Origin of the sequence: Spectribacter hydrogenoxidans (assembly GCF_031846275.1) — a bacterium.
GTDB lineage: Bacteria > Pseudomonadota > Gammaproteobacteria > Nevskiales > Salinisphaeraceae > Spectribacter > Spectribacter hydrogenoxidans.
In genome coordinates this window covers 41219-66255 of the sequence record NZ_JAVRIB010000010.1, presented here as the reverse complement: position 1 = coordinate 66255, position 25037 = coordinate 41219, and the positions used below count along the sequence as shown (strand labels likewise).

22 protein-coding genes and 2 tRNA genes are annotated in these 25037 nt (G+C 65.5%); 9 read left to right on the top strand and 15 right to left on the bottom strand.

Features of this window, described 5'->3' with window-relative positions; all coding sequences use genetic code 11:
* Positions 1-150: 150 nt before the first annotated feature.
* The 3 genes from murJ to lspA are packed head-to-tail and all read left to right on the top strand — an operon-like array spanning position 151 to position 3174.
* Entirely contained in the window at positions 151-1707 is a 1557-nt protein-coding gene (gene murJ / locus RM532_RS10660) for a murein biosynthesis integral membrane protein MurJ (RefSeq protein WP_311653314.1), read from the top strand.
* Complete coding sequence (gene ribF / locus RM532_RS10655; protein ID WP_311653313.1) at positions 1707-2687, top strand: bifunctional riboflavin kinase/FAD synthetase; 981 nt, start codon at positions 1707-1709, stop codon at positions 2685-2687. The genes murJ and ribF overlap by 1 nt, the downstream gene beginning before the upstream one ends.
* Positions 2680-3174, top strand: a complete 495-nt coding sequence (gene lspA / locus RM532_RS10650) for a signal peptidase II (RefSeq protein WP_311653312.1) — start codon at positions 2680-2682, stop codon at positions 3172-3174. The genes ribF and lspA overlap by 8 nt, the downstream gene beginning before the upstream one ends.
* Positions 3175-3186: 12 nt before the next feature.
* Here lspA and RM532_RS10645 read toward each other — a convergent pair whose 3' ends face one another.
* The 6 genes from RM532_RS10645 to RM532_RS10620 are packed head-to-tail and all read right to left on the bottom strand — an operon-like array spanning position 3187 to position 10282.
* Positions 3187-3681 carry a type IV pilin protein gene (locus RM532_RS10645; RefSeq protein ID WP_311653311.1) on the bottom strand — a complete coding sequence of 165 codons (495 nt, stop codon included), beginning with the start codon at positions 3679-3681 and terminating at the stop codon, positions 3187-3189.
* Between the two features lie 51 nt (positions 3682-3732).
* On the bottom strand, positions 3733-7518 hold the full coding sequence (locus tag RM532_RS10640; RefSeq protein WP_311653310.1) for a pilus assembly protein: 3786 nt from the start codon (positions 7516-7518) through the stop codon (positions 3733-3735).
* Positions 7515-8078 carry a pilus assembly PilX family protein gene (locus tag RM532_RS10635; protein ID WP_311653309.1) on the bottom strand — a complete coding sequence of 188 codons (564 nt, stop codon included), beginning with the start codon at positions 8076-8078 and terminating at the stop codon, positions 7515-7517. Before RM532_RS10635 ends, RM532_RS10640 begins: the two co-directional genes overlap by 4 nt.
* Positions 8075-9136, bottom strand: a complete 1062-nt coding sequence (locus RM532_RS10630) for a PilW family protein (RefSeq protein WP_311653308.1) — start codon at positions 9134-9136, stop codon at positions 8075-8077. Before RM532_RS10630 ends, RM532_RS10635 begins: the two co-directional genes overlap by 4 nt.
* The gene (gene pilV, locus RM532_RS10625) at positions 9133-9744 is read right to left on the bottom strand and encodes a type IV pilus modification protein PilV (RefSeq protein ID WP_311653307.1); all 612 of its coding nucleotides are present in this window, start codon (positions 9742-9744) and stop codon (positions 9133-9135) included. Before pilV (RM532_RS10625) ends, RM532_RS10630 begins: the two co-directional genes overlap by 4 nt.
* A gap of 7 nt (positions 9745-9751) precedes the next feature.
* Positions 9752-10282 carry a GspH/FimT family pseudopilin gene (locus tag RM532_RS10620; protein WP_311653306.1) on the bottom strand — a complete coding sequence of 177 codons (531 nt, stop codon included), beginning with the start codon at positions 10280-10282 and terminating at the stop codon, positions 9752-9754.
* 101 nt (positions 10283-10383) lie between these two features.
* Between RM532_RS10620 and RM532_RS10615 the strand changes: the two genes are divergently transcribed.
* A complete protein-coding gene (locus RM532_RS10615; protein WP_311653305.1) occupies positions 10384-11460 on the top strand; it encodes an NAD(P)/FAD-dependent oxidoreductase in 1077 nt (358 codons plus the stop codon).
* On the opposite strand, the gene RM532_RS10610 is transcribed toward RM532_RS10615, so the two are convergent.
* The 6 genes from RM532_RS10610 to RM532_RS10585 are packed head-to-tail and all read right to left on the bottom strand — an operon-like array spanning position 11441 to position 18206.
* A complete protein-coding gene (locus RM532_RS10610; protein WP_311653304.1) occupies positions 11441-11902 on the bottom strand; it encodes a type IV pilin protein in 462 nt (153 codons plus the stop codon). The two genes, RM532_RS10615 and RM532_RS10610, sit on opposite strands and share 20 nt — an antisense overlap.
* Positions 11899-15684 carry a pilus assembly protein gene (locus RM532_RS10605; protein WP_311653303.1) on the bottom strand — a complete coding sequence of 1262 codons (3786 nt, stop codon included), beginning with the start codon at positions 15682-15684 and terminating at the stop codon, positions 11899-11901. Before RM532_RS10605 ends, RM532_RS10610 begins: the two co-directional genes overlap by 4 nt.
* An 11-nt stretch (positions 15685-15695) precedes the next feature.
* Positions 15696-16325: a pilus assembly PilX family protein gene (locus RM532_RS10600; RefSeq protein ID WP_311653302.1), complete on the bottom strand. Its 630-nt coding sequence runs from the start codon at positions 16323-16325 to the stop codon at positions 15696-15698.
* Complete coding sequence (locus RM532_RS10595) at positions 16322-17125, bottom strand: PilW family protein (protein WP_311653301.1); 804 nt, start codon at positions 17123-17125, stop codon at positions 16322-16324. The genes RM532_RS10600 and RM532_RS10595 overlap by 4 nt, the downstream gene beginning before the upstream one ends.
* Positions 17122-17661 (bottom strand): type IV pilus modification protein PilV, encoded by a 540-nt coding sequence (pilV, locus tag RM532_RS10590; protein WP_311653300.1) that lies wholly within the window; start codon positions 17659-17661, stop codon positions 17122-17124. The genes RM532_RS10595 and pilV (RM532_RS10590) overlap by 4 nt, the downstream gene beginning before the upstream one ends.
* Positions 17658-18206 (bottom strand): GspH/FimT family pseudopilin, encoded by a 549-nt coding sequence (locus RM532_RS10585; protein WP_311653299.1) that lies wholly within the window; start codon positions 18204-18206, stop codon positions 17658-17660. Before RM532_RS10585 ends, pilV (RM532_RS10590) begins: the two co-directional genes overlap by 4 nt.
* Positions 18207-18309: 103 nt before the next feature.
* Here RM532_RS10585 and RM532_RS10580 point away from each other — a divergent pair, with 103 nt between their 5' ends.
* The 5 genes from RM532_RS10580 (at position 18310) to RM532_RS10560 (ending at position 22610) form a co-directional block, all read left to right on the top strand.
* Positions 18310-18780 carry a type IV pilin protein gene (locus tag RM532_RS10580; RefSeq protein ID WP_311653298.1) on the top strand — a complete coding sequence of 157 codons (471 nt, stop codon included), beginning with the start codon at positions 18310-18312 and terminating at the stop codon, positions 18778-18780.
* 350 nt (positions 18781-19130) lie between these two features.
* Positions 19131-19206 (top strand) — tRNA-Thr (locus RM532_RS10575).
* Positions 19207-19424: 218 nt separating this feature from the next.
* Positions 19425-19513 (top strand) — tRNA-Ser (locus RM532_RS10570).
* 235 nt (positions 19514-19748) lie between these two features.
* Complete coding sequence (locus tag RM532_RS10565) at positions 19749-20768, top strand: class I fructose-bisphosphate aldolase (RefSeq protein ID WP_311653297.1); 1020 nt, start codon at positions 19749-19751, stop codon at positions 20766-20768.
* 51 nt (positions 20769-20819) lie between these two features.
* Positions 20820-22610, top strand: a complete 1791-nt coding sequence (locus RM532_RS10560) for a patatin-like phospholipase family protein (protein ID WP_311653296.1) — start codon at positions 20820-20822, stop codon at positions 22608-22610.
* Positions 22611-22617: 7 nt separating this feature from the next.
* On the opposite strand, the gene dapE is transcribed toward RM532_RS10560, so the two are convergent.
* The 3 genes from dapE to dapD form a co-directional block, all read right to left on the bottom strand.
* Positions 22618-23757: a succinyl-diaminopimelate desuccinylase gene (gene dapE / locus RM532_RS10555; RefSeq protein WP_311653295.1), complete on the bottom strand. Its 1140-nt coding sequence runs from the start codon at positions 23755-23757 to the stop codon at positions 22618-22620.
* On the bottom strand, positions 23757-24113 hold the full coding sequence (locus RM532_RS10550) for an arsenate reductase (RefSeq protein ID WP_311653294.1): 357 nt from the start codon (positions 24111-24113) through the stop codon (positions 23757-23759). The genes dapE and RM532_RS10550 overlap by 1 nt, the downstream gene beginning before the upstream one ends.
* A 67-nt stretch (positions 24114-24180) precedes the next feature.
* Positions 24181-25005, bottom strand: coding sequence for a 2,3,4,5-tetrahydropyridine-2,6-dicarboxylate N-succinyltransferase (dapD, locus tag RM532_RS10545; RefSeq protein WP_311653293.1), 825 nt, complete (start codon positions 25003-25005; stop codon positions 24181-24183).
* Positions 25006-25037 lie beyond the last annotated feature (32 nt).

Sequence of the window (25037 nt, the reverse complement as noted above, 5' to 3'; positions counted from 1 at the left end):
AGGCATCTGTTTCGGGCGCAGAAACCGCCCGGGAAAGCCCGCTATTATTGGTATTCGACGGGCGCTTGTCAATGCAGGCATGCGTTCCTGCGCTGGAGGCCCGCGGAACGAAACCGCTATCATCGCGGATTCACGCCAAGGCGCTGTTTGATGTCGTCGTCCCTGCTTAAATCCACCGGCGTCGTGGGCGCCATGACGCTGCTTTCCCGTGTGCTCGGATTCGCACGCGATGTGGTATTCGCCGTGGTGTTCGGCGCCGGCGCGGGCATGGACGCATTCCTGGTCGCATTCAAGATTCCCAACTTCATGCGTCGGCTGTTTGCGGAGGGTGCGTTCGCGCAATCTTTCGTCCCGGTGCTATCCGCCACTCGCAGTCAGGGCAGCCGGGCCGAGGTGCAGGCATTGATCGACGTGGTCAGCGGCACGCTGGCAGTGATCCTGCTGGGAATCACCGTGGCGGGCGTGATGGCTGCACCCGTGTTCATTCTGGTTTTCGCGCCGGGTTTCATGCTGGACGATGGCCCCGGCGCGCTGGCGGCAGATCTGCTGCGCTGGACCTTTCCGTACCTGCTGTTCATCTCCCTGACCGCAATGGCCGGCGGCATTCTCAACACCTACGGTCGCTTTGCGGTACCTGCATTCACACCGGTTTTGCTCAATCTTTGTCTGATCGGTGCCGCCCTGATGCTGGCGCCGCGGCTGGCACAGCCGGAACTGGGACTGGCCATCGGCGTGTTTCTGGCCGGGCTGGCGCAACTGCTTTTCCAGGTGCCGTTCCTGTGGCGCCTGGGGCTGCTCCCGCGACCCCGCTGGGGTTGGCGCGACTCGCGGGTCCGCCGCATTCTGAAGCTGATGCTGCCGATCCTGTTCGGCTCCTCGGTGGCCCAGGTCAATCTGCTGCTGGATACGGCTATCGCGTCGCTGCTGGCGGCTGGCAGCGTCAGCTGGCTGTATTACTCTGATCGCCTGATGGAGTTCCCCCTGGGGGTGTTTTCCATCGCCCTGGGCACCGTCATCCTGCCGAATCTGTCGGCCCGGCATGCGGAGGCCGAGCCGGCCAGATTCTCGGCCACCCTGGACTGGGCGCTGAAACTGGTTATCGTGCTCGGCCTGCCGGCCATGGCCGGACTGTTCGTGCTGGCCGGACCGCTGATCGCCACGCTGTTCCAGTATCAATCCTTCGGTGTGCAGGACGTGCTGATGAGCCGGTACAGTCTGTGCGCTTATGCATTCGGATTCATGGGTTTCTCCCTGGTGAAAGTACTGGTACCGGGTTATTTCTCGCGTGAGGATACGCGCACGCCGGTTCGCTTCGGGGTGATCTCGCTGGCGGCGGCGATGCTCATGAACGTGGTATTCGTCGGTGCCGTGGTCGCGCTCGACTGGCCGGCCCCGCATGCCGGTTTGGCCCTGGGTACTTCCCTGGGTGCCTTCGTCAACGCGGGTCTGCTGTTTCGCGGGCTGCGCGCGGAGGGGGTCTACCAGGCGGGTGCGGGCTGGAGGCCGCTGCTTTTCCAGGTGACGGCGGCCACGCTGGTAATGAGCGGGCTGTTGTTCTGGCTGGCTGGTGATATCGGCAGCTGGCTGTCGGCCGGTGCGTCCGAGCGGGCGGCACGCTTGTTTACCCTTATCGGCGCCGGTCTGGCGGTTTATGCCGTCGTGATCGCGGCGCTCGGCTTGCGGCCGCGCCACCTGCGGGCGGCCTGATGGAGTTCGTCCGGCGCGTATCGGCGTTGCCGCCGTCCCGGCGCGGCTGCGTGCTGACGATCGGCAACTTCGATGGCGTGCATCGCGGCCACCAGGCCATCATCCAGCGCCTGACGACGCTGGCGGCAACGCATGGCCGGCCGGCCACGCTGCTGACCTTCGATCCGACCCCGCTGGAATTCTTCAAGCCAGAGCTGGCGCCGGCGCGGCTGTCCAGCCTGCGGGAAAAGATCGAGGACACTGCTCGTTACGGGCTGCAACGGCTGGTCCGGGCCCGTTTCGACGCGCGGTTTGCGGCCCAGCCACCGGCTGAATTCGTGCGTTCGTTGCTGGTGGGGCAGTTGAGTGTGGCAGCGGTGATGGTGGGTACCGACTTCCGTTTCGGCCGCGACCGCGTCGGTGATCTCGCCATGCTCGAGACGCTGGGACGGGAATGCGGCTTCGAGGTATTGCCGGTGCCCACGATCTCGGTGGACGGCCAGCGCGTGAGCAGCACGCGGGTACGCGAGGCGCTGGCTGCCGGCAAGCCGGACGTGGCGGAAACGCTACTGGGACGTCCCTATCGGGTGTCCGGGCGGGTGATCAGCGGTCAGCGACTGGGTCGGTCGCTGGGTGTGCCGACCGCCAATCTCGACCTCCAACGCAAGGTCGCGCCCCGTCACGGGGTCTACGCCGTTCGCGTGCGGCTGGCTGACGGTCGTGTGCTCGATGGGGCGGCCAGCCTGGGTACTCGGCCCACGGTCAACGGCCAAGGCTGCCTGCTGGAAGTGCATCTGCTCGATTTCAACGAGGACTTGTACGGCACCCGAATCGCGGTATTCTTTCACGCATTCCTGCGGGGCGAAGTCCGATTCGACAGCACCAGCGCGCTGCGCGATGCGATGATGGCGGATATCGACCATGCCCGGACCCTGCTGGCCCGAATTCCCCCGGCCGGCGACGAGCCGAATCCCGATACCAACCGAGGCACCCATGTCTGAGTCCGCGACCGGCCAAGCATTCCGCTACCAAAACGCTCACTGGCTCTGGATTTCGGCGATCGTGATCGTGGCCGATCAGATCACCAAGCAGCTGGTGGTCCGGTCGTTCGATCTCTACGACCGGCTGGTGATTGCACCGTTCTTCAATCTGGTACGGCTGCACAATACCGGCGCGGCCTTCAGCATGTTTGCGGGTGCGGCGCCGCTGTTCTTCGTCGGGCTGACGGTCGTGGTGAGCATCGGCATCCTGATCTGGCTGCGCCGCAACCCGCATACGGACCGATTGGTGGCCGCCTCGCTGGCGCTGATTCTGGGCGGGGCCCTGGGCAACGCGATTGATCGTGTTGCCCGTGGGCACGTGATCGATTTTCTCGATCTGCACGCGGCGGGCTATCACTGGCCGGCGTTCAATATTGCCGACTGTGCCATCACAATGGGTGCCGCGTTGCTGCTGCTGGACATGTGGCGCAAGCGCGGTCAGTCCTGAGGCGGGGTTCGGTTACCAGCAGTCCTCGGGGTTGTCGCCAGTGGCACCGCGTGTGCCGGCGGCGGTGATGAACAGGGTGCCGCAGTCATCATCCCGCGTTTGCATGTTGGTCGGCACGGCCTCCACCCGGAAATTGGTGTCCTGGTCGAACGGCGCGACCGACGACACCTGAAGATGGTAGACGATGTCGCCCGGATTGGGCGACGCGTCCAGGTCGTCTAGCGCGCCGTTGTTGCGCACCCCGGTGGGACTCGATGGCAGGCCCAGTTCCCGGATGGTCTGGGCATAACGCTTGCGCTGGGTGAAGTAGTTCTCCTGCCGAGCCACCAGATCACTCAGTGCGGCATGGGCCACCGAGCGATTGTTGCGCACCACCACGTTCAGGTACGACGGGTAGGCCACCGCGGCCAGAATGCCAACCACCGTGATCACGATCATCAGTTCGATCAGCGTCATTCCGCGCTGGCAACGGCGGAGTACGGCCGGGATGGAGTGAGGGCGAGGCATGCGAGGCAATGATACGGGCCTGGCCGTACGGCCGGAAGCCGGACCGCCCGCCTACTGGTCGCCGACGCGTTCGCGCCAGTACGTGCGCCAGATGAGCCGGTGGTTGATGTCCAGTACCCCGAAATCGCTGGTCAGGAATTTCTCGGGCCGCAAGTACTGAACCTCGGCCGGGATGCCGGCGTTGCGCAGCGGCGTGCTGCGGGCCATGCCAAGTGAACCGCCGCTGCCGACGCTGTCGCCATCGCTGTCGAAAGCGGGCAGGGTGGGGGTGGCATTGCGGATGTCCACGGCGTAGAGGCGGCCAGTGCCGGTTGACGGCGCACAGGCGCTGCCGCCGACAGCCGGTGGCTCATAGCTGGTTACCAGTACCTTGCCGGCGATGGTGGTGGGGCTGGACAGGATCTTTTCCCCGGCGCTGCCCAGCGCCATCTGCCAGCCGGCTGGTGAGAACGCAGGGTCTAGCAGGCTGGCGCACTCGCCGCCCGCGCAGTTGCCGGAGAAATCGGCCAGATCGGCTGGCGTGGCCGGTTCGGGATTGTCGGGCAGGGTTTCCGGATCCTTGATCACGAACAGCCGGTTGTCGGTGGCCCGGTTGAGGGGGTCGGCACGATTGCCTGAGCCGATGACCACGGCGTAGAAACTCCGGGCCCCGGCGCTGACTCGCACCACGTCCGGCCGGTGAAAGAAACGCCGATCGGTGGCCAGACCGCCGTCGCCGGCATGGCGGCCGAGACTGGCAATCGGTTCGGCACGCCAGTCGGCGGCATCGGGCGCGCCGATGTCCGCTCGCCAGACCCGGCCGCCGGTGTCGCCGACGTAGAGCCGGTCCAGGTGCCCGTCGCCGTCGGTATCCAGCGCCGTGACGTCGGAGGGAATGCTGTCGTCCATTGCCGGGTGCTGCCAGACGTCCGCGCCGCCACTGGCGCTGTGGCCTCGACTGCCGTGTCGAGCCTTCCAGATCAACTCACCGGTTTGCGCGTCCACCACGAACAGGGCGTTGCCCTCATCGTCGTCGCTGCCCACCAGCGCACCCTCGGTCTGGCCGTCGGCATCGGCCTGGCTGCCGCGGGCAGCGTCCTTGCCGAGGGGGTTGCCGGCGCTGGTATAGCCGCCGTCGTATCCGCCGCCGAATACCAGCACCGGCCGCGAGGTGGTTTCGTCGCTGTCGTTGGTCAGCCGGATGTAGCCGACCTGCGGGGTGGAGAAGGTCAGCCCGAGTTCCGAAAAATTGCCGTCCTGGCCGGTCTTCTCGATCGACCAGAGTCCTTGGGGGGGGGCGTCGGGGTTGGTGGCATCGAGTGCGTAATAGGCCTTGCCGCCGCGGCGCAGGCCGAAGTACAGCCAGACGCGGTCGCCCTGCGCACTGCTGATCACGCCGTCACTGTCCTGGATCAGGGCCACCGGCGCGCCATCCACGCCGTAGGGCCGGCTGGCCGCTGTGGGGCTGCCGGACTGCCAGCGCTTGAAGTTGGCCATTACGGCACGCGGGGCGAGTCGCCAGACTTCCTGCCCGGCGTAGGTGTTGCCGCCGCTGCCGCCATCACGGAATTGGTGCAGAAAGCCGCGGTTGGTGCCGGCGAAGACGCGGATGTCCGAATCGTTGCCGCCACTGCCATAGTCGATCGCAAGGGGATGCGCGTGGAGGATGTCGCCCATCGGCCAGTCCTGCGGCGGCGGTTCCTCGGCGGCGGGGACACTGCAGTTGAAGCCCAGCACCACGCCGAGGAAGCCCAGGATCGGGTTGCAGAACAGCCCGCTGAGCACATCCCGCACCAGGTCGCGGATCAGGCTGCTCAGGCCTTGCACCAGATCGTCCAGAAATCCGAGCAGCCCGCCGTAGCCTTCGTCTCCGAGAACGTTCGGGTCCGTTTCGTAGCCGCGGGCCCAGGCCACCAGCTCGGCCGCGTGGAGCTTGTCGTCAGCCGCCAGCGCGGGACGTGCCTCCTCGACAGTTGTGGTGTCCAGATTCAATGGCGCCACGGTTAGCCCGCCACCCGCAGTCTGATAGAAAATGCGCGGACCACCACCGCCGCTGCCGGCATTGCCGGGCGGGTTGCTCGGGCTCGGCGGGGTCGTGGGTGGCAGCAGGAACATGCCGGCGCCGCCGCGAGTGACATGGCCACCGTCACGGCCGTTCACAGTGCCCGAGACACCGGATTCCAGCGCGTTGGGCTCAGTCCAGAATGTCAGGACACCGTCGGCGATCTGGCCGTTCGGGGCGATAGCCGGCTGGTCGAGCGCATCGACCACGACCGGGCCTGCGCCGTCGCTGAGCGCAAGTTTCTTCAGGTTGCCGTTCCAGGCGGGGGCCCGGTCCGGGTCGGGCTGGAACAGGCCGGTGAACAGGGCCGATTGCGCCTCGCCCGGCTGCGCTCGGGAGAAGACCGGTTGCGGGCCGCCCATCGATGCGCTGTCGGTGCTGACCGGCAGGAACGAGTCGCGACTGGCAAACGGGGCGGCCAGTGGATTGAGGCCGATGGGCAGGCTCATGGTGGTACCCACCAGATTGCTCAGCAGTTGGGTGGGCCCGCCGCCTTCGATGCCGTTGAGCAAGTAATAGCTGTGCAGGCGGTAATTCCCGCCGCCGTAGTTGAAACCCTCGTCCGCCAGATGGCGGGTCATTTCCGCGAAGGTGAAGCCCTCGCCCTCGGGCCCGTCCGCCCCGGCCATCGCTGGATGCCCCAGGATGTCGTCGTCGGATTCATCCTGCGCGGTTGGGTCGGTCAGCAGTACGTTGATGACGCGGATGTCCCCGCAGGCCTCCGGGCCGAGCGGGCTGTTGTAGCTGTCACCGCTGGTGGCCGCGGGGTCCGCCAGCAGCGGCAGACTATTGTCCGCATTCAGCCCCGCGTTGTAGACCGACGAGCCGGTCAGATAACGCAGCAGTTCGAAGTAGACTTCCTTGCCCTGGAAGGGGTGCGGCGCCAGCGCGGGTGGGTCGCTGCAGGGACCGATGTAGTCGCCGTGGGCGAGATGAGGATCCACCGCGTTGACGTTGACCGAAATATCGACGTTGACGGTTTCCAGGTCGTCAGGATCGGTGGGAGGCTTATGGCAGAGCGTGACCTTGTTGCCGGAAGTGTAGTCCGGGATCTGGTCACGGCGCTGGGCGTCGACCTGGCCCACACGGGCGAGCAGGTTGTCGACCGTACTGTCCAGATTGTCTTCCAGTAGCTCGGTCGCGCGAAGGAGCACAACCGCGCCGTTGCTGCAGTTGTCGGTATCGGCGCGCGGATCATCGAAATCCGCCTCGGCGCAGGTATTGGCATGGCTGGCTAGCACCGCCACCCGGACCCCGACCAGCTGATGCAGAACGCGGTAGAGCAGCAGCCGTACCACGTCGAGCTGGTCGAGAGCAACGCTGGTGCCGTCGCCCTCATCCCCGGTGATGCCGCGTAGGCTGTCGGCCAGTGAGCCCAGCGAGGCCCCGGTGAGGTTTCCGACCAGGCCGGTCAGACCGCCAACGACAGCATTGTCGCCGAGCAGCGTACCCAGCAGCGCGCCGATTTCCAGGCCCAGCGCCTGTTCCAGCACCGGCAGTACCGCCACCTGTTGCAGCAACTCGCAGGCGGGTTCTCCCACCAGGGTGGCGGGATCGGCCAGCACGTTGCTGCAGACGATTTCCGTGGGATCCAGGTTCAGATCGAGATTGAGCACCACCAGCGGGGGCTGGGTGTCGGGGGTGCCGGTCTGCTGGTAGATGTCGATATCATCGGCTACCACCTTCGGCGCCGGGGACAGGGTTGCTACCAGTGACAGACACATGCCGCCCAGCAGCGCGCCCCAGCGCGGACCGCTGCGGCGTCGATTCGGTTGATTGTCACGGGAGCGGCTCATCGGATCCTTTCCTGGCGGGGCACCAGTTTGATAACCCCCTGTTCTATATCGGCCGCGCCCTGGCCGGCTTGACCGCGCGAGTACTGTCCGCGCACGGCAAATGCAGCACCGGTGAACTTGTCCATGCTGGTCAGAAGACCACCCGGTAACGGAGCCTGATCCGGCGGCAACCGCCGGACTTCCGCATGGATGCCTTTCTGGAACAGCGGCGGCACGGGCTGGTCCGGGCCGGACAGCGTCAGCTGCGCCTGTTCCGGCGGGCAGGCGGCCTGAATGTCGCCGCCGCCGCTGGCAAAACAATGGGGCGAGTCGATGTTCATGATCAGCGGAAAGTTGTCGCTGTCGGCAAGTACCGTGTCCACCACCGATTGGGCGGTCTGCATCGCTTCCATGCGAACCTGTTCATTCCGGGCCAGGCGCAGTTCGGTGGTGCTGGTGCGCATGGCCACCAGACCCAGCAGGGTGATCACCACCAGAAAGATCAGTGCCGTGGCCAGCGCGATGCCGCGCTGGCGCAGCGGGACGGCCGAATTCCGGCGGGTTGCGGGATGACTGCTCATGGCGTGCTGCCCGACGCCAGCGCCGGGTTGTGGAGGTTGATAGTGGTCTGCACCAGGCGCCGGTAGAAGCGGTCGTCGGGAGTGTAGCCGTCGCCGCTTTCATCGATCGCGCCGTCACCGTCATCGTCGTGACCGTGCAGGTCGTAGCGCTTGTCGTTACGGTAGCCGGGATCCGCCGCGGTGCTGCGCATCAGCAGCTGGATGCGCGCGGTGACTGCCCGGGCTAGGTCCGTGACGGCGGGATCGGTGTCATAGTGGTTGACGATTCCATCGTCGTCGGTATCGATACCGATGGCGATCTGGAAGTTCTCCACCCCCTCGGCGATACACTCGGTATCAGTCCGCGGACTGGCCTGATCAGCCAGATAGCGGCGGCAAAGGGCCGGTATGCCGTCGCCCGGGGTCTGGCTGTAGTCCCGCACGAAGTACAAGCGCGACTCGTATTCCCAGATGGATTTCGGCGGCAGCCGCGGGGCGTGCGAGGTATCCGGCGCCTCGGCATCGGCGCCGGAGAAGAACAGCGAGCCAACCGTGCGGTTGGTCTGCAGATAGAAGGTATTGGCACGCAATGTTGCTTCCGCGTCGGCAGTGTCCAGTTCCGCTGCCGGTAGCCCCGCAACGTGGCGAACAGTGAGCACGTCGGCGGTGGGCACCAGCGGTTCGTCGCCGAGACAGGCATGGGTGGCGGTCGCACCGGTGCCGGGCTGGTCGAGAACCTCGAGCGGCGCGTTATCCAGCGCCCAGCCGCCGCTGCCGTCCGCCCCGGGGCCGCAGTCCGAGGCGATGGCGGGCAGGGTGTCGCTGCCGCGGGCGATCGCGCCGAGGTCGGTCATGCCGCCCATGAAACCCGCCATGCCGATGTCACGCACCAGCGCCTGCATGGCGAATCGGCTGTTGTCCTGCATTTCCGCGATCAGGGTGTTCTGGCGGTAGTTGGTCTTGTTGGCCACGAACAGCGTGCCGATAGCGGCGATCATGAGAAGACCGAGGGTCATGGCCACCATCAGCTCGACCAGCGAAAATCCCCGCGAGGTAGGTTGGCGGATGGAAGGGTTCATGACGCGATGAAGGTTTCCAGCACCAGGGCGCGCTGATAGCTTTCATCGGCTGCGCCGCCGGTGGTGTCGCTGGGGGCGCCGTAAAGGCCGCGACCGGTGCCGCAGGCGTTGACGCCGCCGGTGTCCAGCTGGGTGACGCCGCGCCAGGCAATCACGATGGTATAGAACCCGCTGCCGCCACCGGCCGGGCCGGTGATGCAGGCACTGGCGCGGCTGAGCCCGCCGGTTGGCGTGGTCTCGCCGTCGGCGGTTACCGTTTCGCCCGTGCCGTCCAGCGCCTTTTCCCATTGCCACAGATCGAATGCCGCCAGCTCGCCGGGCGAGCAATCGGCCTGGTAGCAGTCCTTTTCCGGTGCCGAGACCTGGTCGCGGCTGCCGCGCGGGCTGCCCTGGCTGACCAGGTAGTCGGCCAGGGCCGCGGGGTTGGACCGCATGCTGGACACGATGAAACCGGCCAGGTTGGCGGCTTCCGTGCGTTGCAGGGCATCGAAATTGTTCTTCTTGGAAATGGCCTGCAGGCCGGCGACGGCGAGAATACCGATGGAAAACACCAGCAGCGTGATCAGGATCTCGATCAGGCCGAAGCCGCGTTGCGATGATATCGCCATTGCTACCTCACGCCCCGCAGTCGAGATTGGCGATGCGCGGCCGACCGGTCGAGGTGATTTCGACGGCGCGACCCTTGAGATCGGGATCATCGGGGCACAGCTCGAAACGTCCGTCGCTGCGGCTGCGGCCGGAGGGCAGGAACAGGATCGGCGTGGTCATGCCGCTGGCGGTCAGGGAGAACTGCCCCTCGATCTCCCCGTGGCTGGCAAGGACCGCTTCGTCCGCATCCGGTTCGGCGCCCGCCGTGCTGTTATCGGTGTTGGCGTAGATCAGCCAGCCTTGGCGCCAATCGCTACCGTCGGCGCAGCTTGCGCCATCGTCACTGGGACAGACCCCCACCTGCAGGTTGCGCGAAATGGCTTCTGCCCGGGCGAAGGCGAGGTCGCTATACAGATCGGCGCTGTTCGCGCTGCGCTGGTTGCCGGCGATCATTTGCATGAAGGCAGGTATACCGATGACCAGCAGGATGCTCGAGACGGTGATGGCAACAAGGAGTTCCAGCAATGTAAAACCCTTCGAGAAAGCAGGTCTGGCCATGATTGATCCCGTTATCGGCAGCCGCTGGTGACAGTCGAGGCGTCAGCCGACCGACGGTCACGGGCGGCCGACCAGCGTTTGAAGGTTAGAATAGACGAGTCATGGCGCGCCCCGACCATATCCTGATTGCTGGCGGCGGGCTGATCGGCCTGATGACGGCCTGGTACGCGCGGCAAGCCGGGTATGCGGTGACCTTGTTTGAGGCTGATCGCGTGGCCCGCGGTGCCTCTTGGGCCGGGGGCGGGGTGCTCTGGCCGATCTATCCCTGGCGCTATCCCGAGTCGGTCCAGGCTGCCGCGGCCGCCGGTGCCAGACTGTATCCCGCCCTTTGCCGGGACCTGCATGCCGCGACGGGCATCGACTGTGAACTGCGCCGCACCGGCGTGGTGATTCTGGATGCCGGCGAGCAGCAAACGGCGCGGGAGTGGGCTGCCCGCGCCGGTCATGCCTGGTCGGCCTGGGCATCCGGAGAGCTGGGCCGCCGGCTGCCCGGCAGCCAGCATCGGCAGGGCATCTGGCTGCCCTGCGTGGCACAGGTGCGCAATCCGAGGCTGGGTCGGGCGCTGGCGGCGGCGCTGCAATTGGCCGGCGTCTCCATTCGGGAGCAGTGTGCGGTCACGCGGCTGCATGCCGGCGCTGAGGGCTTCCAGGGTTTCGAAACCGCACAGGGCTGGTTCCGGGGCGATTTCGGCGTGGTTGCTACCGGTGCGTGGACCGACGAGATTCCGGGCATGCCAGCATTGGCCGGCATCCGCCCGGTCAAGGGTCAGATGCTGCTGTTGCGCGGCCGGCCCGGCGCATTGCCCCACATTCTGGTTCATGACGGTTGTTACGCGATTCCTCGGGCTGATGGTCGCATCCTGATCGGCAGTACGGTTGAGGAAAGCGGCTTCGACGCCAGGCCAACCGCGGCAGGACGTCAGGTGCTTGAGGCCGCCGCTGCCGCGCTGCACGCGCCTCTTGTGGATTTGCCGATCGAGGCTCACTGGGCCGGACTGCGACCGGCTGCATCGGATGGCGAGCCGGTTGTTGGCCCGGTGGCGGGATGGCCGGGGGTCTTCGTCAATACCGGGCACTTCCGCAACGGTGTGGCCTGTGCACCAGCGGCGGGTCAGGCGCTGGTCCGGGCCATCGATGAAACTGCGTGCCAACCTTGGTCTACCAGCATTCCGCGCTGACATCCGTGCCACCGTCGGCGGCGTTGAACGCGGTGCGTCGGCCGAGATGGTCGAGTCGCAGGCGGACACAGTCATCCCCCAACTGATCCTTCTGGGCGGTGGCTTCCAGCATGAAGCCCTGGAAGTTTCCGCTGGCATCGGCGTCGGTACCGCTGGCTGCCACCTGGTACCAGCCGCCCTCGGTTTCGACACTGTTGCTCGGATAGTTAAGCCCGCCCGACCCCATTTTCCCGGCATAACTGTTCGGGCTTGACGTTGTGTAGACTCGTTCCTGCCGATTGGCGGCTTCCAGCAGTAGTCGCTGAGCATCGGTGCGGCGGGCTTCCCGCACCTGATTCACGTAGCTGGGGTAGGCGATGGCCGCCAGGATACCGACAACGGCAACCGCAATCACCAGTTCGATCAGGCTGAAGCCCGTCTTTCGATTGGAGGGAGCGCTCATCGCCGCAGCTCCCGCCAACTCCGGCGGCCGTCGGCCTCGTAGCCCGGGTTGACGGCACGGCTGACCTTGGAGCCGTCGCTGAACGGAATGATGGCATTGTCGAAGGCAGCGCCTGCGCCGGTATCGGCATCCGGCACCAGCTGGGGCCGCGCGATCATGAAGCCGGCCTCGCCGGGCACGGCCTTGCTGAACACGATCCCCGATGGCCTGATGGTCTCGCCGTTGAGGGACACGGTATCAGCAGCAGTGAACGTCAGATCGCTATTGACGTCGATGGCGGAGAAAGGTGTTCGGCCGCCGCTGGCGGCGTCGACGACCATGAAGAAACCGTTGCCGCCGATGGAACAGGCGTCATCGCTGGGCACCAGGCTGCTGAAGGCGACGATACGTCCGCGCAACGTGGCGTCGGTATCGATCAATTCGCCGCTGCCGGATGGCAGATCCAGGACCCAACCCCGCTTGTTCGCGCCGCCAATGGTAGCTTCCGCGTCGTCGGCACCGTCCTGATACGGAACCGGGTTCTGGGTGACACCGCGATAGGTCTGGCCGTCCTCGCTGCGGCCGAGGCCGTCCAGTATCTGCTGCCGGGTCAGCCGGTCGCGCCCGGGAACGGCCTTGACGCTAGTGGCAAAGGGCGGGTTGTCGGTGAAGCTGAAAACATCCAGGTCCCAGATGCCGTAGAAGCTGTTGGTTACGCGGGTGTCGGGGATATTGTCGCCACGTTCCAGATACTTGCCGGTGCCGAAATACACCATCACCCCGTACTCGCGGCCGTACGGGTGGAGCCCCACCCGCGGCTCGGTCGTGATGACCTGGCGCTGCCCGCCGGCACTGCGGGCAGTAAACAACGGGCTTCCGTTGAATCCCGTACCCCAGTCGGCGGCACTGGTAGCGGTCAGATCGAATTTCCAGAGGTTGCCGTACAGGTCGCCCGCGTAGATGTAGTCGGTGATGAAATCACCGTCGAGATCCACCGGGAAGACGCTGCCCAGACCGTTGCTGAAAGCCGGGTCGCCCTCGACGGCGGGTGAGGCACCGGTGTCGATCTTGCGGATCAGGCTGCCGTCGGACAAATCCACGACGAAAAGCACGGCGGATTCGCCGCCGCTGTTGTAGCCGTTACCGAAAACCGCCGCCCAGCGGCCGTTGTGCAGGCGGACGATGCTGGGTTCGCTGAAGGTCTTGCCCAGGTCCACATCCTCGAATTCCCAGAGCAGCACCTCGCCCGCATTGGACTCTGTCAGAGTCGTTGGGTCGGTGACATCTAGGGCAAACATGCTGCTGCCGCCACCTCGCAGACCGGCGACAAGGACGGTGCGCCAGGCCGGTCCACCGTCATGATTGATCACGGCATCCACCACTACCGGGTTGCCATCGACGTAGAAGCGGTGATCGTAATCCGGGTTCGTCAGGTCATCGAGTGCCGGCAGCAGGCTGCCGGGAATGAAGCTGAATGCCTCCCGGCCGTCGCTCGCCCGGAAACCGTGCAACATGCCGTCACCGGCGCCCACATACACCATCGGGGTGCGATCGGCGTGGGTGGCCATGAAGCTGGAGCCGGTCAGCGAGCGGTAGGGCAGGCTGGCCTGGTCCTCGACGGTACTCTGGTTGCCGTCCTGGCGGGCGTCGTCCCAGTCGAAGGGATACCGCAGGCGGTTGGGTGCCCCCACATACAATGGGCTGGAGTAGACAATATCGCCGAGAAGGCTGGTGCGGTTGCGGAACGAGCCACCATTCTGGCGTTCATTGCCCCGGGCGCCGCGCAGATACGCGAGCTGGTCGGCCGTGAGGGGTTGGCTGTCCTCATCGTTGGTAAGGCCCAGCGCCGTAGCGCGAAACGGAACCGCGTTGCCATTGCCGTCGGAGGTGATGATCTGCCGCTCGCCCGGGCTCATGGCGTTCAACTGGGTCGCGGCTGACCATTCCTGGCCGCAAACCTGTCCCAGGACATCCCCGTCCTCGCAGGCGCCGTTCCCGGTGCCGTCCGAAATGGACGCGGCGGTAAGGTCACCGGTCCATAGCCCGCTGACGAAACTGGCCTGGAAGACCCGGGCATCGCTGGAGATGGTACCGGTGTTGATCGACAACGACGACGCCGAGCCGCGGCGGCCGGAGATCTCCTGCAGGGTTGCGGCAAAGTTGTCGGCCACTTCCTGGGGGGTGTTGGCGTTGAGCAGGGTTCCGCGCCCGTTGAGGGTGGCGTGCCAGAGGTCGTCTACCTGGGCGGGGCCATAGGTGGTCAGAGACAGGCTGTCCCAGTTCGGCGGGTTGGCATAGGGGTCATCGGTCGCGTCTTCATCGGTGCCGAAGATGATGCCCTGCTGGCCCAGGGTGACGCCGAAAGTCACCATGTGCAGATCGTCGTTGCAGTCCAGCCACGGATCGGGGTTGTCCTGCTCGCACGCCGCAGGAACGGCAACCCGGCCGCGTTCGAAGTCGCCGTCCAGGCGGTCGGCCAGCCGACGGTAGTAGTACATTGCGGTGTCGCCGAGCGTATTCGACTTGCCGTCGGCATAGGGGCTGCCCTGGCCGCCGTCGGCATTGTCCACGCCCGCGGTGTAGTCCCGGTCACCGGTATAACCGTCGGTGAACAGGATGCCGAAGTTCTGCTGGCAGGGTTGCGTGATCACTTCGTCGTTGCGGGCGAACTGTTCGCCGAGGAAATGCAGGGCATGACGGTTCGGGGTGCCCCGGGGCTGCGAGAAGTCGATGTCCAGAATCGAGTCGATGAGCGTGCCACGTTCACCATCCAGATCCCGCATGGTCACGTCGAAGTAGTTCAGTGAACTGCTGTTTTGACTGCCCGTCTGGTTGATGGTGCAGGCCCCGACGTTGAAGCCGCTGACTTGATCGAACGCGCCCGCGATGCCGCCGCGGGTCGCAAGATGGCGCTTGCGGTAATAGGAGAACCAGTTGGCGAAGTTCTGCATCATCGCCTGGTATTGGGCTCCGGTCGCGAAATTGCCGGGCCGTATCTCGTAGCCATATAGGTCGCTGCCGTCCGGCGCGTCACCTGACAAAGGGGCCGCGGTGTAGCCGAAGCTATCCGGCAGCGGTGATGCGAGGTAGAAGGTAGCGGGGAAGTACTCGATCGCGAGATAGCGGTAGTTGTCGACCGTCGCGTTGCCATTCAGGCGGTACCAGCCGCCGCCGGCATCGATGATGAGGCCGCCCGGCAAAAGCATGTTCGGGCCGATCACGAAACTTTGGTAGGTGTCGTTTTCGCGCACGTCGCCGGTAAGATCAAAGCGGTCGCTGGCTCGGGCCGGGTCGGCGTAGGCATCGTCGGGATCCGCGTCGTCGTAGCCGACCCATGGTTTATACGTTACGGACGGGTTGAAGTAGGACTGGTTGAAGTCCGGCGATCGGGCAAAGGCGAATTGTGGAATGGGCGGGATGGCGAAGTAGTCGCTGTTGCTGCAGTACGCGCGCCGATCCCGTGCTCCATTGCCGTTACAGTTGTTCGGAAACAGATAGGTGTAGTTGTAGTAGTTGCCCTGCTGGTCACGTGCCGGCGAATAAAGGTTGCCATTGCTGTCGGAAAAGCTTCGGGTATTCCGGTTCCACCAGAGCGTGCCGCCGTCCGTGCCGAACAGCAGTTCAAAGTCCATGGAACCCGAATCATCCACGGCGACGATCACGTTTGGCTTGGCGCTGTTGGTGACAAACAGGGGTTGATCGGCGATATCCAGCGGTGTTGAAACTGCCGGCGGAGCAATCAGTAGGCTCATGGCCCCAAGCAGGGCCGGGCCGAGCAACTGAGGCGTCTTTTCGATCTGCATTGTGGTTATGCTCAGTACCGCTTCTGGTAGATGCTCTGGGTAACCGAGGTGGCGCCGGGATTGCCGCCCTGCGCGCGGCCGGTCACGCGGTATTGCGTGGCGCCGCTGCCCCGCGCAGCTGTATCCGGGTCCAGGTTGTCGGCGCGAAACGCCACTTCTTCGATATAGATACGAGGCAGGGCGACCAGGCCCAGATCCGCCGCCTCGACGTCGTCGGCTTGGTAGAAATGGAATGTGATCGGCTCTGGCTCGTCGGCCTGGTTGGCGTCATCCCAGGGCGCATCGGCAAGAAAGCCATTGATGCCCGCTTCTACCCCGGCCAGTGGAGCGTCTTCCGCCCACAACCGCCAGATCTTGGTGTCGTTGGTCTCGGTGTCCGCGGGCGTCGGATCATAGGTATGGTCACGGCCGGCCTCCGGGTAGGTGGCGAACTGCCCGAGGCGCCGCTCGCCATCGCGCAGGGCTGCGTCGGCGGCCTGCAGTGAGCGGAACCGCTCCCGCTGATTGGAGGTCATGCGTTCCTGCAGCGTGGTGGAACCCATGGTGGACAGGGCCAGCAGAGTGATCACGATCAGGAAGATCATGCCGGTGATCAACACGAATCCCTGCTGCGGAGTCTGGTGGCCGTGGTATCGCATCATGGCAGCCGGTTCTTGAGGGCGATCACCCGGTCGACCAGCACACGCTGACGCCGGTCGGTGGGCAGAGCGAGATTGTCGTCGAACAGCGTTTCGTCGAATTGCTGGTCGTCGCCGGCGTCGCGTGCCGTCGTCAGGACATCGCCCTCGCTGGCCAGAACCACCTGCATGTGCACGCTGTGAACATGATCGAAATCTGAAACCGCGGCCACTGCAGTCGCATCACCATAGCGGTCCACGGAGCCATCCTCGTTGGTATCCATGCCGTAGCGGATCGAAAGCGCCGATACGTTCTCGATCAAAGGCAGGAAGCTGTCGCCCACGGTACTGCCATCCGGGCGTGTCACCGCGCTGCCGTCGGCCTGTCGTAGCGATCGCTGGCACAACAGGGTGGCGTTGCCGTCGTTATCGGTGTCGGAGACGTAGAAACGATTGGTGGAAATGACGTCTTCAGCAACCAGGCCGCCGGCGCAGTCGTTCATCGCGCCGTCGGAACGAAAGCGGATGGTGACTTCGTCGAACCTGCCGTCTTCGCCCCGGAGTGGATCGCCGCCGTTGCGGAAGATCCGCTCGGCATCCAGGAACGCATCCGGGTAGTAGCCGGCATGCGCCACGATGGTGTCGAGAAAATAGGACACGACCCGTGCGTTCTGTTGCAGGGCCGCCTGTTCCTGCTGGACCCGGAAGCTTTCCCGATTGCCGAGCAGGATTTCCAGAATGCCTGCGAGCAACAACAGGCCGATGACCATGCCGATCATCAACTCGGTGAGCGTGAATCCGGCCTGACGCTGCCACGAGCTCACGGCACGAATTCCAGCTGGAAACAGCGCTGATCGATTTCGTCGTCCTCATCGTCGCAGGCATCGAAATCCTCGATCCCCTGGCGCTCCACCTGGCGGTCACGTTCGCGCCAGATCACCGTTACCCGGTGCGGGGACTTTCGGCTGCAGGCGTCACCATCGGCTGGGTCGTTGTCCAGACAGTCCACGCGGCCGCGACCGTTGGGCAGCTGCGCGCCGATGGATTGATCCCAGGCGTAGGCGTCCACGGTGGCCATCTGCTGGGCGGAGCAGCTGCTATCAACGCAGTCGAACCCCGGCGCCTTTCCGGCTGACGGATGGTCGATATCAGCGTAATGATTGGCATCGACCCCTGCTAGGTTACTGCGCATACGCTCGGCAATATCCTTGGCGGCGTCATTGGCGGTGGTGCGGGTCGCCGATACATGAGTGTTCGACAGACTGACCGCCTGTAGCCCAAGTAGGCCGAGCAACCCGATCGATACCACCACCAGCGCGATTAGCGCTTCCAGCAGGGTGAAACCTCGTTGCCGGGTCATGACTTGCACGGGGAGGCAGGGCCGCATTTCTCGGTGCGCATGTTGCCGCTGAACAGGACGGTGATATCCGTACGTTCGTCGACATCGTCAGGTCGCGCCACACTGAGGGTGCCGACGGTGCCTTCGGCGAAGCCGTTGGAATCAAACGTCACGCGCTCACTCAGGGTGCCGGTGCCTGAAATCGCCAGGCCCCGGCGAGCCCGGTTATTGACTCGCAGAAGTGGTTCGTCAGCACCATCGCGGACGCCGCTGTTGGTCGTATCGACGAAGATGATCCAGCCCTGCTGCCAACCGCCATCCGCGGTACATGACTGGCCGTCGCCACTCTTGCAGACGGTCACGTCCCGGCCGCGGGTGACGGCCTCGCTACGGGCGAAGTGCAGATCGGCCAGCAGGCTGTTGGCCTGGGAGGCAACCAGATTGCGTTCGATCATGGCCCGATAGGCGGGCACGGCCACAACCAGCAGCACCGCCGCTACCGCCAGTCCGACCAGCAGTTCGATCAGCGTGAATCCCGCCCGGCAGCAGGCTACGCTAGTCCCCATGTCTCTATCCTCGGCGTGTACCCCCATTTGCATGGAACGACATCCTGCTGCTCGACTGCCCCTTCAATCCGACGAGCGCGGCCGATTTTCCGACGGATGGTCGTTGCGTCAGGAAATTCGCGATGGACAGGCCGGCTTCAGCCTGCTGGAAGGCCTGATCGTGCTGGCTCTCGTGGGAGCTATCGGCATGGCGCTATGGCCGCAATACGCGGAATGGCAGCGCGTGCAGTACCGTGAGCCCGCGCGCCAGGCGCTCCAGGAACTGCATCGGCAGCTGGAACGCCACCACCATCGCACCGGCAGTTACGCGGGTGCCGCCGGAACCGACCGTGATCCGCGGGAAACCGGGGTGCCCCGGCTGATGCCGGCGGCGGTGCCCGATAACGCGACACCGCACTACCGTCTGCTGATTGTCACCGCCAACCGAAGGGGATTCGAAATCCACGCGGCACCCGTCGGTCCTCAGACTGCCGACATCTGCGGGACACTGACGCTCACCGCAACAGGCCAGCGCGGCATGGTTGAGGCGGCACCGGAGGCGCGGCGCGACGACTGCTGGCCACAGGCGCAATGACCGGGAGACGAACCTCGGCCGTTGATGAAATTGTGGCCATAGAATGGTTTCTCTATAATCGCGGCGAATCCATGGTTGTCGTTGCGTCGGAAGTCATTCTCGCGTCCTTTCGCAAGCACTGAACATGGCTTGAGCAGGGGAAGTCGACACAGGACTGACCGGCAATCGCGAGCGACGACTGATTATCGACAATTAGATTTAGCCGGAATAGCTCAGTTGGGTTTGGCCGAGAAAGCGAAAGCACGGCTTTCGCCGGCCAAACGCCGGGCAGGAGACCCGGCCGGGTAGCGCCGGATTTTGAGCGAGGGCAGGACGCCCGAGCGACGACTGACGATCGACAATTAGATTTGGCCGGGATAGCTCAGTTGGTAGAGCAGGGCATTCGTAATGCCAAGGTCGCAGGTTCGACTCCTGTTCCCGGCACCATACACATCCAATGGCGGGCGAGCGCCGGGCAGGAGGCCCGGCCGGAGAGCGCTGGATACCAGCGAGGGCAGGATGCCCGAGCGACGCCAATTGGACCGACGACTCTTAATGGAGAGGTGGCAGAGTGGGCGAGCCGGAGACAGACGAATCACTGATTCGTCCCGGCGAGCGCCGGGCAGGAAGCCCGAGCGACGCCAATTGGACCGACGACTCTTAATGGAGAGGTGGCAGAGTGGTCGAATGCACCGGTCTTGAAAACCGGCAGGGGTTTTGCCCCTCGTGGGTTCGAATCCCACCCTCTCCGCCAATTACAATTTTGACGAGAGCATTGCGGAATATGCGGGTGGATCGCGCCGCCGAGGAACCTCGTGGGTTGACGTGTACCTTCCCTGGCACACGCCCTCCGGGCAGCGCTTGCGCGCTGTCCCGTTTCGTTCCGGACGAAACGGTCGCATCCCACCCTCTCCGCTAATTACAGTTGGTCAGTTCGTTGTACAGGGACTGCCGCCAGATCCGGCGGCAATAGCCATGAGGAAGAAAGCATGCAGCAGCACTTGATTGATACCGCCAATGCGCTGGTCGCGCCTGGCAAGGGCATCCTCGCCGCCGACGAGTCGACCGGCACGATCACCAAGCGGCTGGCCGGTATCAGCGTCGAGTCCAACGAGGCCAATCGCCAGGCCTACCGGGATCTGCTGTTTACCACCGAGGGCGCCGAGGCTTTCATCAGCGGCGTGATTCTGTTCGAGGAGACCCTGTTCCAGTCGGGTCTGGACGGCACGCCGTTTACCGACCTGCTGACCCGCAAGGGCGTGATCCCGGGCATCAAGGTCGACAAGGGCGCCAAGCCGCTGGCGGGCAGCCCCGACGAAAAGATCACCGAGGGTCTGGACGGACTGCGTGAACGGCTGGCCGACTATGCCAAGGCCGGAGCCCGTTTCGCCAAGTGGCGTGCGGTAATCACCATCGGTGACGGCATGCCCACGGATTACTGTATCGACACCAACGCGCATGCTCTGGCGCGCTACGCCGCCCTCTGCCAGGAGGCGGGTATCGTGCCGATCGTGGAGCCCGAAGTCCTGATGGATGGCCCGCATGACATCGAGCGCTGCGAGGCGGTCACCGAACGCACCCTGACGCGTGTATTCGACGAACTGGTCGCCCAGCAGGTTCTTCTCGAGGGGATGCTGCTCAAGCCCAACATGGTGATCTCGGGCACCGAGTGTCCGCAGCAGGCGGGGGTGGACGAGGTTGCGGCCACCACGCTGCGCTGTCTGCGTCGCCATGTGCCGGCCGCGGTGCCCGGCATCGTGTTCCTGTCGGGCGGACAGAGCGACGAGCTGGCGACCCGCCATCTCAACGCGATGAACCAGCTTGGTGACGCCCCCTGGACGTTGTCGTTCTCCTACGGTCGGGCCCTCCAGGCCCCGGCGCTGGCGGCCTGGTCCGGCAAGTCGGACAACGTGCCGGCCGCCCAGCAGGCCTACTATCGCCGTGCCCGTTGCAACGGCGCCGCCGCACTTGGCCAGTACACCGACGCCATGGAACAGGACGCGGCCTGAGCAATTCCGGTTACTGATGCCGGTGCTGCCGGACGGCGGGCGCGATAGCGCATGAAGGCCGTCGCGGCCCTCAAGATCAGCCCGCTGTTCCGGGCCCTGGACCGGCGGTCGCTGCGCGCGCTGGGAGACGCCGCCGAATGGCGTGACTACCGCGGCGGGGAGTACCTGTTTCGACGGGGTCAGCCCGGTGATGCGTTGTTCCTCGTGGTTCACGGGCGGGTGCGCGTCATTCGCGCGGCGGACCGCGGTGCCCCGGCCGCAGTCGTGGAAGCGGGACTCGGGCAGACGGTGGGCGAAGTCGCGCTGGTGACGGGTGAGCCCCGTGTCGCGGATGCTCTGGCCCTCCGGGATTCGCGCGTACTCCGCATCAGCCAATCGGCATTCGAGGCGGTCGTTCAGCGGCATCCCGCCGCGATGCTGGCGCTGGTGCGACAGCTTTTGGAACGCCAGCGTCACGATGCGGTTACCCATCCGCGTGACCGCCGTCGCAGTGCGCGCACCTACGCATTGGTGCCGGCGCACGACGGTATCGATATCCGCGGTATCGGCAGCGCGTTCAGCCGAACGCTGGCGGGCTTTGACTCCCTGATGCGGCTCGATCCGTCTAGGGTGGACCAGGCACTGGGGGAGGGGGCGGCGGCTACCGATTTCGAGGCCGGGGGCAACGCCCGCGTGGCCGGCTGGCTGAACCGCCTCGAGGATGCCTACCGCTATCTCGTCTACCAGGCCACCGGCGAACTGGATGCCTGGACCCGTCGCTGCGTGCGACAGGCCGACCGGATCGTGGTCATCGCCCACCGGGACCGTGATCCCGCCGGCAGCCGGGTGCTCGCCTGGCTGCGCGAGGCGGAACTCCGGGCCCCGGTGGAGTTGCTACTGCTTGACCGGGACGATGACGAGGCCCCGGCCCGGAGCGCGGACTGGCAGTCGGTATTGGCGGTCGAGCGTCAGCATCGAATCGACGCCTCGCTGCCGGCGGCGGCACTGGGACGTGCGGTGCGTCTGATCTCGGGGCAGGCGCTGTGTGTCGTTCTGGGTGGCGGTGGCGCCCGGGGCTTTGCGCACGTGGGTCTGTTGCGGGCGCTGGAAGACCGCGGCCTGGCCGTGGACGCGGTGGGCGGCACCAGCATGGGGGCATTCGTGGGCGGACTGGTGGCCTGTGGCCATGATTCCGATACCGTGCTGGATACGCTTCGGGATACGTTCGTGACCCACAACTATCTCAACGATTACTCGTTCTCCCGGGTATCGCTGATCTCGGGGCAGAAATTCCGCCGGCAACTGTTAAGCATTTTCGGGGAACGGCGCATCGAGGAGCTGCCGATGCCGTTCTTCTGCGAAAGCACCAATCTGACCCGGGGGTTGCCGGTGGTTCACAACCACGGCCACCTGGCCGACTGGGTTGGCACGAGTATGGCGGTACCGGGCATCGCCCCGCCCACCGTCTACCAGGGCGACCTGCTGGTGGACGGCGGCCTGATGCGCAGTATTCCATTCGAGACCATGCACGCCATGGGTCTGGGGCCGGTGCTGGTGTCGGACGTCAGCCGTAACGCCGATCTGCGCGTGGAACAGGCCAGGGGTGAACTGCCTGAACTGCTCAGCAGCGTCGACGGCGCCCCCCGGCACCTGAACATCTTCAAGATCCTGTTCCAGTCGGCCACGCTCACCAGCGAGCGGGAGACTCGGGAACTGGATCGCCAGGCCGATCTGGTTCTGCACATGCCGGTGGGCGAGTCAGGGATGTTCGACTGGGAGGACATCGATGGTATCGTCTACCGCGCCTATCACCATGCGGACGAGCAGCTCGACCGCTGGGCCGGCGGCGGGACGTCCGGCTGATTCCGTGTCAGTCGCCGGCGGTCAGCAGGCGTCGCATGACGTCTTCGAAGATCCTCGACAGGGTGGTCAGATCCGCGGCCGAGACCCATTCGTTGGCCTGGTGAATGGTGGCATTGACGGGTCCGAGTTCCACCACCTGCGCGCCAGTGGGCGCGATGAACCGGCCGTCCGAGGTGCCACCACCGGTGGAGCGGACGGGTCGATCTCCCAGGCAGGCCTGACAGGCGTCGCTGACGGCGTCGAGTAGGGCCCCGCCCCGCGTGATGAAGGGTTTGCCGGACAGGTGCCAGTCGATATCGCAGACCAGGTCGTGCCGTTGGCACACCGCATCCACGGTTGCCCTGATCGCGTCCGGGGTCAGGGCGGGTGAAAAACGCAGGTTGAATCGCGCCTCGGCATGGCCCGGAATCACGTTGTCGGCGCCGGTGCCGGCCTGGAGATTGGAAATCTGGAAGCTGGTAGGCGGGAAGTCATCATCGCCGGCGTCCCAGCTATGCCCGGCCAGTTCGGTGAGCACCGGCATCAGGCGATGCAGGGCGTTGTCCGCGCTATCGGGGTAGGCCACGTGGCCCTGGCGGCCGTGGGCCCGGATATGACCGGTCAGACTGCCGCGACGACCGTGCCGGATGGTGTCACCCAGAACCGCGCGGCTCGAGGGCTCACCGACGACGCACCAGTCGATGGCGTCGCCCCTTTCGCCCAGCGTTTCCATTACCCGGCGGGTGCCGTCGCGGGCCGCGCCTTCTTCATCGCTGGTCAGCAGCAGCGCCAGCCGGCCTTGCTGGCGTTCCCCGAAACCGGCCCGGAACCGTTCAGCGGCGGTCACCATGGCCGCGACGCTGCCCTTCATGTCAGCGGCGCCCCGGCCGATCAGGCGGTCGCCGTCCAGCTGCGGCACGAACGGATCCGTGTGCCAGTCCTCGGCGGGACCGGGCGGGACCACGTCGGTATGGCCGGCGAAACACAGCAACGGCCCGCGGTCGCCAGCCACGGCCCAGAGATTATCCACGTCGCCGAAGCGCAGGTTTTCCACCCGGAAACCCGCGGCCTGCAGGCGTCCGGCAATGAGCGGCTGACAGCCGGCATCGTCGGGGGTCACGGACGGCCGGGCGATCAGTTCCCGGGCCAGTGCCAGCGTGCTGTCCATCAGTCCGCACCGGCCAGCGCGGCTTCGTAGCGGGCGGCGGAAAAGCCCACCAGCAGGTCGCTGCCGTGTTCCAGCACCGGCCGCTTGATCAGGGTGGGGTGACGCTGGAGCAGCTTGCGTGCGCGCTGCGCGTCGATGGCCTGCTTGTCCGTGTCCGGCAGTTCACGCCAGGTCGTGCTGCGTTTGTTGAGCAGGGCTTCCCAGCCCAGCGCCTCCAGCCAGCCGCCGAGCTGCTCGGCGGTGATGCCGTCGTCGTGCAGGTCGACGAACGCATGGTCGATGCCGGCCGTGGCTAGCCACTGGCCCGCCTTGCGGGTGGTGTCACAGTTCTTCAGGCCGTAAAGGATGACGCTCACTGCAGGTTCTCTTCCCAACTTGAAACCCGAAACCTGAAACTGGAAACGCGGGCGCGCAAACGCCCGCTTAGTCCGCGCTGCGCAGCAACTCGTTGATGCCCACCTTGGCGCGGGTGGCGGCATCGACGTGCTTGACGATCACGGCGCAGTTCAGACTATAGTGGCCGCCGTCCCTGGGCAGGCTGCCGGCGACCACGACGGCACCGGCCGGGACTTCACCGCGGGTGATTTCGCCGCTTTCGCGATCGTAGATCGGCGTGCTCTGGCCGATGAATACCCCCATGGAAATCACCGCGCCTTCGCGCACGATCACCCCTTCGACGATCTCCGAGCGGGCGCCGATGAAGCAGTTGTCCTCGATGATGGTGGGATTGGCCTGCAGCGGCTCGAGCACGCCGCCGATGCCGACGCCCCCGGACAGATGCACGCCTTCCCCGATCTGGGCGCAGGAGCCGACCGTGGCCCAGGTATCCACCATGCTGCCGCGGCCCACGAACGCACCGATGTTCACAAATGAAGGCATCAGCACGACGTCGGGCGCGATGTGGGCGCCCTTGCGCACGGTGGCCGGCGGTACCACGCGGGCACCCTGCGCGCGGAAGGCGGCGTCGTCGAAATCGGCGTACTTGCTCGGCACCTTGTCGAAGTAGCGGGTTTCGGCCCCGCCGACCACCGTGTTGTCGCGCAGGCGGAACGACAGCAGCACCGCCTTCTTCAGCCACTGGTTGACCACCCATTTGCCGTCACGGGGCTCGGCCACCCGGACCTGTCCGCGGTCGATCTGTTCGATCGCCTCGAAAACGGCCTCGCGTACGGCGGCGTCGGCGCTGTCGGGCCGGATGGTATCGCGCTGCTCGAACGCTTGTTCAATGGTGGTCTGCAGATCGGCCATGGGGTTGTCTGATTGCGAATGAAGGACGCGGA

Coding starts and splice junctions, on each gene's coding strand:
- RM532_RS10585 (WP_311653299.1), bottom strand. CDS start 18,206: ATGGGGACTAGCGTAGCCTGCTGCCGGGCGGGATTCACGCTGATCGAA.
- RM532_RS10565 (WP_311653297.1), top strand. CDS start 19,749: ATGCAGCAGCACTTGATTGATACCGCCAATGCGCTGGTCGCGCCTGGC.
- RM532_RS10630 (WP_311653308.1), bottom strand. CDS start 9,136: ATGAACCCTTCCATCCGCCAACCTACCTCGCGGGGATTTTCGCTGGTC.
- RM532_RS10615 (WP_311653305.1), top strand. CDS start 10,384: ATGGCGCGCCCCGACCATATCCTGATTGCTGGCGGCGGGCTGATCGGC.
- RM532_RS10610 (WP_311653304.1), bottom strand. CDS start 11,902: ATGAGCGCTCCCTCCAATCGAAAGACGGGCTTCAGCCTGATCGAACTG.
- dapE (WP_311653295.1), bottom strand. CDS start 23,757: ATGGACAGCACGCTGGCACTGGCCCGGGAACTGATCGCCCGGCCGTCC.
- murJ (WP_311653314.1), top strand. CDS start 151: ATGTCGTCGTCCCTGCTTAAATCCACCGGCGTCGTGGGCGCCATGACG.
- ribF (WP_311653313.1), top strand. CDS start 1,707: ATGGAGTTCGTCCGGCGCGTATCGGCGTTGCCGCCGTCCCGGCGCGGC.
- RM532_RS10600 (WP_311653302.1), bottom strand. CDS start 16,325: ATGATGCGATACCACGGCCACCAGACTCCGCAGCAGGGATTCGTGTTG.
- RM532_RS10605 (WP_311653303.1), bottom strand. CDS start 15,684: ATGCAGATCGAAAAGACGCCTCAGTTGCTCGGCCCGGCCCTGCTTGGG.
- pilV (WP_311653300.1), bottom strand. CDS start 17,661: ATGACCCGGCAACGAGGTTTCACCCTGCTGGAAGCGCTAATCGCGCTG.
- RM532_RS10645 (WP_311653311.1), bottom strand. CDS start 3,681: ATGCCTCGCCCTCACTCCATCCCGGCCGTACTCCGCCGTTGCCAGCGC.
- dapD (WP_311653293.1), bottom strand. CDS start 25,005: ATGGCCGATCTGCAGACCACCATTGAACAAGCGTTCGAGCAGCGCGAT.
- RM532_RS10635 (WP_311653309.1), bottom strand. CDS start 8,078: ATGAGCAGTCATCCCGCAACCCGCCGGAATTCGGCCGTCCCGCTGCGC.
- lspA (WP_311653312.1), top strand. CDS start 2,680: ATGTCTGAGTCCGCGACCGGCCAAGCATTCCGCTACCAAAACGCTCAC.
- RM532_RS10560 (WP_311653296.1), top strand. CDS start 20,820: ATGAAGGCCGTCGCGGCCCTCAAGATCAGCCCGCTGTTCCGGGCCCTG.
- RM532_RS10620 (WP_311653306.1), bottom strand. CDS start 10,282: ATGGCCAGACCTGCTTTCTCGAAGGGTTTTACATTGCTGGAACTCCTT.
- RM532_RS10640 (WP_311653310.1), bottom strand. CDS start 7,518: ATGAGCCGCTCCCGTGACAATCAACCGAATCGACGCCGCAGCGGTCCG.
- pilV (WP_311653307.1), bottom strand. CDS start 9,744: ATGGCGATATCATCGCAACGCGGCTTCGGCCTGATCGAGATCCTGATC.